We start from the raw sequence: 11164 nt of genomic DNA on the forward strand, positions 1-11164 counted from the left end.
AAGGACACCGCATGCATCGACTACCGCTCACCACGCTGGCGGTCACCGCCGGCCTGACCCTGAGTGCCTGCTCCAGCCTCGAGCCCCAGCCCTTCGACGCCACCGAGATCCGTCAGCGGGCGATCAGCGACCAGGCCCAGATGTATCGCCTGCAGGAGCCGCTCAATCAGCCGGTCACCTTCTACGAGGCCGCCGCCCGGGCACTCAAGTACAACCTCGACTATCGCCTGAAGCTGATGGAAAGCGCCCTGGCCTCGAACCTGCGTGACGTCTCGCGCCATGAACTGCTGCCACGCATCGTCGCCGAGGCCGGCTACAGCGATCGCAGCAACGACTCCGGCGGCACCTCCATCGGTATCGAGGACGGCGAGGAAAGCCTGCGGCCCTCCACCTCGGAGCAGCGCTACCGTTCCACCGCGGGCCTTGGCCTGTCCTGGAGCCTGCTCGACTTCGGCCTGGCCTACTACGAGAACCAGCAGAAGGCCGATCAGATGCTGATGGCCGAGGAACGTCGGCGCAAGGTCGCCCAGAACGTGCTGCGCGACGTACGCAACGCCTACTGGCGGGCGCTGGCCGCCCAACGCCTGATTCCTCGCCTCAATGTACTGCTGGCGCGCACCGAGGTAGCGCTGGACGCCGCCCGTGAGGCCCAGCGCCAGGGGCTGCTGCCACGCCAGGAGGTACTGGCCTACCAACGCGCCCTGCTCGACTCCACCACCCTGCTGACCGCGCGCCGCCAGGATCTGGAGCTGGCCAAGACCGAACTGGCCGCGCTGATGTCGCTGCCCCCCGGTACCCGCCTGATCCTGGCCGACGAACCGGAACCGGATCTTCCCCCGGACGTCAGCGATATCGAGCGCCTGGAACAGCTGGCGCTGCAGCACCGCCCGGAGATCATGGAGGAGTGGTACCGCAAGCGGGTCAACCAGAACGATCTGGAAGCCGCCAAGCTCAGGCTGTGGCCCAACGTCACGGTCAGCGCGGGCGTCGAGTACGATTCCAACGACTACCTGTACAACAACGACTGGACCGAGACCGGCGTCAACGTGTCCCTGAACCTGTTGAAGCTGTTGTCCTATCCCGATCTAAACGAAGCCCAGGACACCCAGGGTGACGCCGACGACCTGCGCCGTACCGCGCTGTCCATGGCGGTACTGACCCAGGTTCGGGTGGGCGCCCTGCGCTACCACCTGGCCCGCGAGGAGCTCGAGTACAGTGACGAGAGCCTCGAGGTGGACGAGGACCTGCTGGCCTACGCCAAGGCCGCGGCCTCCTCTTCCATCGGCTCGGAGCTTGAGGTGATTCGCGCCGAGAGCCGCTATCTGCTGTCCCAGTACCAGCGCGAGGCGGCCTACTCCCGCGCCCAGGCCGCCTGGGGCCGGTTGTTCAACTCGGTGGGCCTGGACGTGCTGCCCGAGACCGTCGGCCAGCACGATGTACAGACCCTGGCCGGCGAGATCGAGCGGATCATGACCACCCACGAGCGCCAGGGCATCATTGCGCCTCACCCGGGCCAGCCACCGGCGCCAGCCGGCGGGCACACCCTGGAGCCGCGTCGCCCGCAGCCGGGGACAGGCGCCGATGAGGGGGGCACCGATGCCGTCTAGTCGTCTTCGCCCGCGCTCGGCCGGGATGCTCCTCGGCCTCGCACTGCCCCTGCTCGGGCTTTCGGCGCTGGCATCGGCCCAGCAGTCGGCACCTCAATCGACCCAGCAGTCGGCACATCAATCGACCCAGCAGTCGGCACATCAATCGACCCAGCAGTCGGCACAGCAATCGACCCAGCAGTCGGCACAGCAATCGACCCAGCAGTCGGCACAGCAATCGACCCAGCAAAGCCGGAGCGAGCTGACCATGCGCGCCCTGCTGGCCCCCCAGCAGGAGGCGACCCTGTCCAGCCGCATGGAAGGCACCCTGGACGAGCTGGCCGTGTCGCTGGGTGCTAGGGTGGCCGAGGGCGATGTGCTGGCCCGCTTCGACTGCCGAATCGAGCAGGCCCGGGTCAACGTGGCCAATACCGAACTCGGCGTGGCCCGGCTCAACAGCCAGGCCAAGGACCGCCTGCGCCGCCTGGACGCGGTGGGCGATCTCGAGGTGGCGCTGGCCCGGGCGGAGGTCGACAAGGCCCAGAGCGCCTTGAACCTTGCCGCCGTCCAGCGCGATCGCTGTACCTTGAAGGCGCCCTTCGCCGGGCGCATCGCCGCGGTTCACGTCAAGCCCTTTCAGACCATGGCCGCCGGTACGCCGATCGTCGATCTGGTCGGTGATGGCCCTCTCAAGGTCCGGCTCAATGCCCCCTCGGCGCACCTGGCCGAGCTCGGCGAAGGCCAGTCGCTCAGCCTTGACGTCAGCGAGACCGGCAAGCGCTACGCCGCCACGCTCAGCGCGGTGAGTGCCCGCATCGATGCGGTGGCCCAGACCGTCGAGCTCGAGGCACGCCTCGACCAGGCCCATGACGAGCTGATGCCGGGCATGACCGGGCGTGCCACCCTGGTGGCCGAATCGCCTACCACAGAGGACAGCGACGAAGGCACGCCATGAGCGCCAGCGAACACCCACGCCCGGCGTCGCTGGCGTCATTGAGCCTGGCCCTGCGAGATCGCGCGCTGGACGCCGACTCGCGCACCACCCTGGCCTTCTCCATCGCCAACGACCCCTATCCGCTGCTGCGCTTTCGTCAGGCACTGGTACTGGAGGGCCGTGCCCGGGGTGCGGTCAGGCTGCGCTGTGTCTCGGGGCTGGCCACGCCCACCGAGCGCACCCCCTTCGTCAACTGGGTGGAAAGGCTCGGCGCCTGGCTGCTCGATCAACACGACATCGATGGCCCCAGGCTGCTGCTGCGCGATCAACTTGAACTCCCCGACGACCTGTCCGAAGGCTGGGCCCAGTGGTGGCCAGAGGTGCTGTGGCTGGTGCCGCTGGGTCCCGGCGTCGCCGACGCCGACCGAAAGTCGTCCAGCGACCATGCCTGGGCGCTGTTTCTGCTCGAGCAGCCACCGCCCCAGGCGCTGCGCCAGCAGCTCGGTGGCCTGGCCGCCACCTGGCGCTACTGCTGGCTGGCCCTGGCGCCACGCCGACGCGCCTGGCAGCTACCGCGTCGTCGGCTCGGCTGGCTGTTATTGGTTGCAGTGATCGCCGCGATGTTCCTGCCGGTGCGCCAGTCGGCCCTGGCCCCGGCCGAGATCGTGTCGCTGGACAGCGCCGCCATCACCAGCCCGCTGGACGGTGTGGTGGCCGAGATGCTGGTAGAGCCCAACTCACGCGTCGAGGCCGGCACCCCCCTGTTTCGCCTGGATCGTAGCGAACTCGAAGGCCGCGCCGAGGTACTCAGGCGTCAGCTCGAGGTGGCCAGCGCCGAGCTCGACGCCGCCGGCAACCTGGCCTTCGACGACCGCTCACGGCTCGCCGACATAAGTCGCCTGAGGCGCCAGCAGGCACAGCGCCTGGCCGAACTGGAGGCACTGGAGGCCAGGCTCGAACGCACCCTGGTGACGGCTCCGACGGCGGGAGTCGCGGTCTACAGCGACCCCGACGACTGGGAAGGACGCCCCGTCGCCACCGGCGAGCGCATCCTGCGCCTGGCCGACCCCGATCAGCCGGCGGTGGAGATCCAGCTGGCCGCCGCCGACGCCATCACCCTGGCAGCGGGGGCCGAGGTCAAGGTGTTCCTCAGCGCCCGGCCGCTGGAACCGATCGGCGCGCGCCTCACCCAGACCAGCTACGAAGCCTCGACCGACGCAGATGGCGTCGCCGCCTATCGCCTGCTGGCCGAGCTTGCGCCGACCGAGGTGAAAGACAGCGCCGGACAGAGCCTCGACCAAGTGACCGATACCCAGGCCGACTCGGCAGTAAACAAGGTACGCCTGGGGCTGCACGGCACCGCCAAGGTCTACGGCGAAGAGGTCAGTCTCGGCTACTACCTGCTGCGCCGGCCGCTATCGGCCCTGCGCGCCTGGACGGGGTGGTAGCCATGGCCTCAGCGACACCCGCAAGCCATGGCCCGGGGGCTTCCCATAGCGCGGCTGCCTCACCCACGGACGTCCACGCCAGTCCCTTTACCGCGACGATGGCCCATCACACCGCCGGCGTCGATGAACGGGCGGATCGTCCGCCGCCACCGCTGCGCGAGGACCTGGTGCTGGTGGATGCAGGTCGTGATCGCCATGGCGAGCCCCAGTGGTCGATCCAGGACCCGGTGACCAATCGCTTCTACCGGATCGGCTGGCTCGAGTTCGAGTGTCTGGCGCGCTGGGGGGCGAGCCCCGCGCGGATTCGCGACGAGATCGCCGCCCAGACGCCGATGCAGCCGTCGCTCGAGCAGGTGCTCGAACTGGTCGACTTTCTCGAGCATCACCGTCTCTTGCGGGCCGGGCCCGAAGCTACCGACCGATTGGCCCGCGAGGCCGCCACAGGCGCCGCCTGGCGCAAGCTGTCCTGGTGGCTGCATCACTATCTGTTCTTTCGCCTGCCGCTGGTGCGCCCGCAGCGCTTTCTCGGCGCCGTGGTGCGCGCCCTGCCCTGGCTGTTCAGCCGTGGCATGGTCACGGCGGTGCTGTTGCTCGGACTGCTCGGGCTGGTGCTGGTGGTGCGCCGCTGGGACCACTTTACCCACGCGGTGATGGACGCCTTCTCGCTGTCGGGCATGCTCAGCTTCGCCTGTGCACTGGTGGTCGCCAAGGCCTGCCACGAGCTCGGCCATGCCCTAGTGGCGACCCGGCTGGGGGTAAAGGTGGCGCATATGGGCGTCGCCTTTATCGTGCTGTGGCCGATGCTCTACACCGACACCGGCGAGAGCTGGAAACTCAGGCGCAGTCGATCGCGGCTGGCGATCTCGTCGGCAGGCATGCTGGTGGAGCTTGGCCTGGCAGGCCTGGCGACCCTTGGCTGGGTGCTGACCGAGCCGGGCGCCGTCAACTCGGCGCTGTTGTATCTGGCCACCACCAGCTGGGTGCTGAGCCTGGCGATCAACGCAAGTCCCTTCATGCGCTTCGACGGCTACTTCGTGCTGACCGATCTGCTCGACTTCCCCAACCTGCACGAGCGCGCCGGCGCCCAGGCCCGCGTGTGGCTACGCCGGCGACTGCTGGGGCTCGACGAGGCCTGGCCGGAACCCTTCCCCCGTCATCAGCGACGTTCGCTGGTGCTGTTCGCCTTCGCCACCTGGCTGTATCGACTGGTGCTGTTCCTCGGCATCGCCCTGGCCGTCTATCATCTGTTCTTCAAGGCGCTGGGCATCGTCCTGTTCGCCGTGGAAATTGCCTGGTTCATCCTGATGCCCGTCACCCGAGAACTGCAGCACTGGTGGTCCCATCGCCGCGCCGTCCCCCGGCGCTTTCGCCTGGCCTGGCTGTTGGCCCTCGGCACCCTGCTGTTGCTGGCCTGCCTGCCCCTGCAGACCCGCGTCAGCGGGCCTGGCGTGCTCCACGCCGAGCGCGAGCTGACCCTGTACTCGCCGTTTCCCGCACGCCTGGAGACCATCGCCGCCTCCGGGCGGGTCGAGCGAGAGGCGGCCCTGGTGCGGCTGAGCGAGCCGGATATCCGACGTCGCGAGCTGGCCCAGGAAAGCGAGCTCGACCTGCTGGAGGCCGAACTCGCGGGGCTGCTCGACGCCGACGATGGGCGTAATCGCGATAGCGCTACCCTGGCGCTACACCGCGTCAGCGAAAGTGGACGCCAGGCCGCCCGGCGGGAGCAGCAGCGACTGGTCATCAACGCCCCCTTCGCCGGCGAATGGCAGCGCTTCGATCGCCAACAGACGCCTGGGCAATGGGTCGCGACCCGAGAGCCGCTGGGCGTACTGGTGGACCCCTCGACCTGGGTCATCGATGCCTACGTGCCTCAGGACGAGGTCCACCGCCTGAGTCCTGGTGCTCGGGTGCGCTTTCTGGTGGAGGGCCACACCCGACCGCTGGCCGGACACGTCACCAGCATCGGTGCCACCCGTGCCGAGCACCTGAGTCACCCCCTGCTGGCGGCACGCCACGGCGGCCCGTTGTCCACCCACGAGGACCCGGAGGAGCGCGGCAAGTTGCGTCTTGAACGCGCGCTGATCGCGATCGAAGCCCGCCTGGACAGCCCCTGGACAGGCGGCAGGCAGGCCGCTGGCCAACTGCACATCGACGCCGAGCGTCAGAGCCTGGTCGGCCAGTTCACTACCTGGGTCGCTTCGGTGGTGATCCGCGAGAGTGGCTTCTGAGAAGGCCCGGCTCCCTTTAGACTGCCTGCCCGCGAGTCCACCAGCGCTGCCACTGTGCCCCGTTGTCGCTGTGCCCCGTTGTCACTGTGCCAAGTTGTCACTGTGCCGCGTTGTCACTAAGGCGCATTGTCACTATGTTGCACATTCGCTAGCATCGTCACTGCATTCGCCAGGAGCAAGTCAGTGGCCGTCCCATCTCGCAGCAACAGCAAACGCCCCAGCGTGGCCGACTACCTGGCCGAGGCCATCTTCGGCGGACGCTATCGCCCCGGCGACTTCGTGCCCAAGGAGGTCGACCTGGCCGAACAGTTTGCGCTGAACCGTTCGGCGGTCAGGAGCGACCTGCGCCAGCTGGTGGACGTGGGCATCATCGAGCGCATTTCCGGCCACGGCTCCAAGGTGCGCGAGGTCGAGGCCTGGAACATCCTCGACCCGTCGGTCACCGACTGGATGACCCGTTACGCGGCTCCCAACCCCGAGATCCAGCGCGAGATCCTGAGCTTCCGCCTCGACGTCGAGCCCTACGTGGCGATGACCGCCGCCCGCCGCGCGACGGCCCGCGATCTGGTCGCCATCGAGGAGGCCTTCGAGGGCATGGAGAGCGCCATGAACGCCGCCGAGGGCGACGCCAAGCGCTTGCACAGCGATCACGACATCGCCTTCCATGTGGCCATCTTCAAGGCCACCCGCAATATCGTCTGGTCCCAGCTCTCGCATATCCTGCGCCCCTCGATCTACCTGCTGATCGAGACCTCCAACGAAAGCGCCAGCGACCCCGAGGACAGCCTCGAGCGTCACCGCGAGCTGATGGAGGCGATCCGCACGCGACGCCCCCAGGACGCCTTTCGCGCCGCCCAGGCGGTGCTCGCCGGTACCGCCGACGCCCTGGGCATCAAGCCCGGCGACTCGGTGCTCGGCAGCGACCTGGAGTTGCCTCCTACCGGCTGAGTCAAGGTCCTGTGGGAGCCGCCATGCTATGCTGGCGGCCTGGCGCAGCCCACGCACCCGCCAGCCCCGTCCCCCCGCCTAGCCCGTCAAAAAGGATCTTTGACATGGCCTCCGTGTATGATTTCAAGCCTCGTTTTCAAGCCCTGCTGCGTCCCTTGGTGGGCCGCCTTCACCAGCGTGGCGTCAGCGCCAATCAGGTCACCCTGCTGGCCGCCGTGCTGTCACTGCTGGTGGCGGCAGTGGTTAGCCTCAACGTGCAGACGCAGCTCTGGTTCGTACTGATCGCACTGTGGCTCCCCCTACGCATGGCGCTCAACGCCATCGACGGCATGCTCGCCCGTGAACACGGCCAGCAGACGGCCCTGGGCGGCTATCTCAACGAGCTTTGCGACGTGGTCTCGGACGCCGCCCTGTTCGTCCCCTTCGCGCTGCTGCCCGAGACAGGCCCCGGCGCCGTCCTGGTCGCCATGGTGCTGGCGATCATCGTCGAGTACGCCGGCGTCATGGGCCCCCTGGTCGGGGCGACCCGACGCTATGATGGCCCCATGGGCAAGAGCGATCGCGCCCTGATCATCGGCATACTCGCCCTGGTGGTGGTGGTGGGCCTGGCGGCAAGCTGGTTTATCGCAGCAGTTTTCTGGCTGATGGCGGCGCTGATGCTGGTCTCGCTGTACCATCGCGTCCAGCGTGGCATCGCCGAGGTCGCTACCCCAGGCGACCGGGATGAAAGACCATGACGCGCCCGCAGGAGGCCCTCGATTTCACCGCCCACGACGGCCAGCGCCTGCACTATCGCCACTGGCCGGCGACGGCAGACAACCGCAACGGCGCCATCGTGCTGTTTCATCGTGGCCACGAGCACGGCGGCCGGATGGCCCATCTGGTCGATGAACTCGACCTGCCCGGCGTCGCCTTCTTCGCCTGGGACGCGCGTGGTCACGGCGCCTCCGACGGGGTTCGTGGCGACGCTCCGGACTTTGCTACCTATGCGCGAGACGTCCAGACCTTCTTTGACCACCTCGCCGCCCATCACCGTCAAGCCGCCGCCGATACCATCGTGATCGCCCAGAGCGTCGGTGCCGTGATCATAGCAAGCTGGCTTCACGACTACGCCCCCGACATACGCGCCGCGGTACTGGCGGCGCCTGCCTTCAAGGTCAAGTTGTACATTCCCCTGGCGCTGCCCTGTTTGAGGCTCGCCACCCGACTGTCCGATAAAGTCTTCATCAAGAGCTACGTGCGTGCCTCGCTATTGACCCACGACCCAGAGCGTCAACGCAGCTACGCCACGGACCCGGCCATCAGTCGCCAGATATCGGCGCGCATCTTGATCGGTCTTGCCGATACCTCCCGGCGCATCGTCGATGACGCCGACACCATCGATACTCCCATCCAGTTGCTGCTGTCTGGTCGAGACCATGTGGTCGACCGACGACCTCAGCTCGACTTCTTTGCGCGACTGCCCCACCCGGACAAGGAGTGCCACCTGCTCGAGGGCTTTTTCCACGACACCCTCGGCGAGCGCGATCGTCATCTGGCCCTGGCTCCCATGCGCCGTTTTATCCTGCGCCAGCTTGAGGCGCCCGCTCTACCGCTCACTCGCCTTGCCGCCCACCTCCACGGACAGGGCTGCGCCAAGGTTGAAGCGCTGGGCCGCCCACTTGCAGCAGGCTCGCTGAAGGCTGGCTACTGGCGTCTGATGCGGGCAGCTCTCAGGGTCGGCGCGCGTCTTTCCAGCAGCCTCAAGGTAGGCATCGAACGCGGCTTTGACTCAGGAGCAATGCTCGATCAGGTCTATCGCCACCGCGCCGAGAGCTCGAGCCGCCTGGGCCGGCTGATCGACCGCGTGCACCTCGACGCCATTGGCTGGCGCGGTATTCGCCTTAGACGCCGCCACCTGGAAGAACTGATTTCCCTGGCTGCCGGATGCCTGCGTGACGAAGATCGCGACCTGCACCTGCTGGATGTTGCCGCCGGTCACGGTCGCTACGTTCTCTCTGCGGTGGCAGCCATGGACCCAGCGCCCGACAGCGTGCTATTGCGCGATTACAGCGAGCACAACGTCGCTGCCGGCAGGGCCATGATCCAACAGATGGGCCTTGCCGACCGCGTTCGCTTCAACGCCGGCGATGCCTTTGACCGCGCTAGCCTCGCCCGCATCTCTCCCGCCCCCACGCTGGCCGTAGTCTCGGGACTCTACGAGCTTTATTGCGACAATGATCGGGTCATGGACTCCCTGTGCGGGCTGGCCGACAGCATGGCCGAAGGCAGTCGCCTTATCGTCACCAACCAGCCCTGGCATCCACAGCTCACCTTTATCGCCAGGGCCCTGTCGTCTCACCGCCAGGGCGAGCCCTGGGTGATGCGCTGTCGCAGCCAATACGAGATGCGCCAGCTCCTTCACGCCAGCGGATTCGTGGTCGAAACCCTGCGTATCGATCCCTGGGGGATCTTCTCGGTGATGCTCGCCCGCCGGCTCCCGCAATGAGCGCAAACAGCGACAACCGCTACCACGCCTGCTTCGCCCTGCGCGTCAGGGGGGCTCTCTCGCTGTTGGTTCTTGGGCTGATATTCTTTGCCAGCTACACCGCCTGCAACCACCTCAGCGCAGCGCGCGAACCGCTGCCGAGCATGATGTTTGCGTGGGAATCGGCGATCCCGCTATTGCCCTGGACCATCGTGCCCTACTGGTCCATCGACCTGATGTACGCCCTGGCGCTGCTGTGGCTGCCGCGCGATGGAGGGGAGCTGTCGCGGCTGGTCAAGCGCCTGCTGAGCGTGCAGCTGCTTTGCGTCATCGGCTTTCTGGCCTACCCACTGCGCTGCGGCCTGGTGCGACCGGAGCTGGACGGCGTCTTTGGCTCGCTCTTCGATATCCTGATGGGCTTCGACCTGCCCTACAATCAGGCGCCGTCGTTGCATATCGCGCTGCTGGTGGTGCTCTGGCACGCCTATGCCGCGCACCTTGACCGCCGCTGGCGCTGGCTGTTACACGGCTGGTGCGGCCTGATCGGCGTCTCGGTGCTGACCACCTGGCAGCACCATTTCATCGACGTGCCGAGCGGCGCCCTGGTCGGTGCACTGAGCCTCTGGCTATGGCCCTCCCAGGCTCGCTCGCCGCTGGCTCCTCTCGCGTCACGCCGGTCACTTCCCTCGGCGAGCTACCAACTGGCCTGGCGCTACGCCCTGGCGGCGGCGGCCCTGTGCGGACTGGCCCTGGCCATCGGCGGCGCCGCGCTGTGGCTCGCCTGGCCAGCGCTGTCCCTGCTGCTGGTCGCGCTCAACTACGCCTGGCTCGGCCCGTCAGGCTTTCAAAAGGACGCCACAGGGCGGCTCTCACTGGCGGCGACGCTGCTCTACGCCCCCTACACAATGGCCGCCTGTCTCAACGCTCGTGTGTGGACCCGTCGACGCCCGCAACCCGACGTGGTAACCGACGGGGTCTACCTCGGGCGACTCCCCTGGCACACCATGCCCTCACCGACGATGGCCCTGGTCGATCTTTGCGCCGAGCTTCCAGCGCCGTCCGGGGCAAGAGACTATACGAGCCTTGGCGTCATGGACCTGACAGTGGCATCGCCGCAGACGCTGCGCCTTGCCGCCGCTACCATCGAACACTATCGCCAAGGAGGCCCTGTGCTGGTGTGCTGCGCCCTCGGAGTCTCGCGCAGCACCAGCGCCGTTGCTGCCTGGCTATTGCTGACAGGGCGCGCGCGCAACGTCGATGACGCCGTGATACAGGTGCGCAGCGCCCGCCCCATCAGCGTGCTCAAGGCCCACCATCGTCAGGCCCTCGAGACCCTCGCGCGGGACCCGCACCTCGCGCGCGTCGGCTCGCCGGCATGACAAGGCCCCGCCGAGTGACACTCGACAGGGCCTTGTCACGGGTCCCAGGACAGAGCCTTGTGTCTCTCCGGGCTTGTTGTTTAGCTGCCAGCAGGCCTTGGCATCAGGGTGAGCATCCACAGAGCCTGAGGCTCAACAGCCTGGTAGCTAGACTATGCCCCCTGATGCCCTCTA

General features: G+C 67.5%; 8 protein-coding genes. All 8 read left to right on the forward strand.

From position 1 onward, the window contains the following. The first annotated feature begins 11 nt into the window (after positions 1 to 11). The 8 genes from C9F12_RS21345 to C9F12_RS21380 all read left to right on the forward strand — a co-directional run bounded on the left by C9F12_RS21345 (position 12) and on the right by C9F12_RS21380 (position 10990). The gene (locus C9F12_RS21345; protein ID WP_108450141.1) at positions 12 to 1607 is read left to right on the forward strand and encodes a TolC family protein; all 1596 of its coding nucleotides are present in this window, start codon (positions 12 to 14) and stop codon (positions 1605 to 1607) included. Beyond that, positions 1597 to 2541: an efflux RND transporter periplasmic adaptor subunit gene (locus C9F12_RS21350; protein ID WP_162816546.1), complete on the forward strand. Its 945-nt coding sequence runs from the start codon at positions 1597 to 1599 to the stop codon at positions 2539 to 2541. Before C9F12_RS21345 ends, C9F12_RS21350 begins: the two co-directional genes overlap by 11 nt. Further along, positions 2538 to 3968, forward strand: a complete 1431-nt coding sequence (locus tag C9F12_RS21355; protein WP_108450143.1) for an HlyD family efflux transporter periplasmic adaptor subunit — start codon at positions 2538 to 2540, stop codon at positions 3966 to 3968. Before C9F12_RS21350 ends, C9F12_RS21355 begins: the two co-directional genes overlap by 4 nt. Before the next feature lie 2 nt (positions 3969 to 3970). Next, positions 3971 to 6196, forward strand: a complete 2226-nt coding sequence (locus C9F12_RS21360; RefSeq protein WP_205254748.1) for an HlyD family efflux transporter periplasmic adaptor subunit — start codon at positions 3971 to 3973, stop codon at positions 6194 to 6196. A 183-nt stretch (positions 6197 to 6379) separates the two neighbouring features. After that, positions 6380 to 7144: an FCD domain-containing protein gene (locus C9F12_RS21365; RefSeq protein WP_231498686.1), complete on the forward strand. Its 765-nt coding sequence runs from the start codon at positions 6380 to 6382 to the stop codon at positions 7142 to 7144. A 104-nt stretch (positions 7145 to 7248) separates the two neighbouring features. Then, positions 7249 to 7881: a CDP-alcohol phosphatidyltransferase family protein gene (locus C9F12_RS21370; RefSeq protein ID WP_108450145.1), complete on the forward strand. Its 633-nt coding sequence runs from the start codon at positions 7249 to 7251 to the stop codon at positions 7879 to 7881. Continuing rightward, the gene (locus C9F12_RS21375) at positions 7878 to 9632 is read left to right on the forward strand and encodes a bifunctional alpha/beta hydrolase/class I SAM-dependent methyltransferase (RefSeq protein ID WP_108450146.1); all 1755 of its coding nucleotides are present in this window, start codon (positions 7878 to 7880) and stop codon (positions 9630 to 9632) included. Before C9F12_RS21370 ends, C9F12_RS21375 begins: the two co-directional genes overlap by 4 nt. Continuing rightward, positions 9629 to 10990, forward strand: coding sequence for a phosphatase PAP2/dual specificity phosphatase family protein (locus C9F12_RS21380; protein ID WP_108450147.1), 1362 nt, complete (start codon positions 9629 to 9631; stop codon positions 10988 to 10990). Before C9F12_RS21375 ends, C9F12_RS21380 begins: the two co-directional genes overlap by 4 nt. The last annotated feature ends 174 nt before the right edge of the window (positions 10991 to 11164 follow it).

The organism is Halomonas sp. BN3-1 (genome assembly GCF_003056325.1).
GTDB classification, from domain to species: domain Bacteria; phylum Pseudomonadota; class Gammaproteobacteria; order Pseudomonadales; family Halomonadaceae; genus Halomonas; species Halomonas litopenaei.

Excerpts from the sequence above, each read along its gene's own strand:
- C9F12_RS21345 (WP_108450141.1), top strand. The coding sequence starts at position 12 with ATGCATCGACTACCGCTCACCACGCTGGCGGTCACCGCCGGCCTGACC.
- C9F12_RS21350 (WP_162816546.1), top strand. The coding sequence starts at position 1,597 with ATGCCGTCTAGTCGTCTTCGCCCGCGCTCGGCCGGGATGCTCCTCGGC.
- C9F12_RS21355 (WP_108450143.1), top strand. The coding sequence starts at position 2,538 with ATGAGCGCCAGCGAACACCCACGCCCGGCGTCGCTGGCGTCATTGAGC.
- C9F12_RS21360 (WP_205254748.1), top strand. The coding sequence starts at position 3,971 with ATGGCCTCAGCGACACCCGCAAGCCATGGCCCGGGGGCTTCCCATAGC.
- C9F12_RS21370 (WP_108450145.1), top strand. The coding sequence starts at position 7,249 with ATGGCCTCCGTGTATGATTTCAAGCCTCGTTTTCAAGCCCTGCTGCGT.
- C9F12_RS21375 (WP_108450146.1), top strand. The coding sequence starts at position 7,878 with ATGACGCGCCCGCAGGAGGCCCTCGATTTCACCGCCCACGACGGCCAG.
- C9F12_RS21380 (WP_108450147.1), top strand. The coding sequence starts at position 9,629 with ATGAGCGCAAACAGCGACAACCGCTACCACGCCTGCTTCGCCCTGCGC.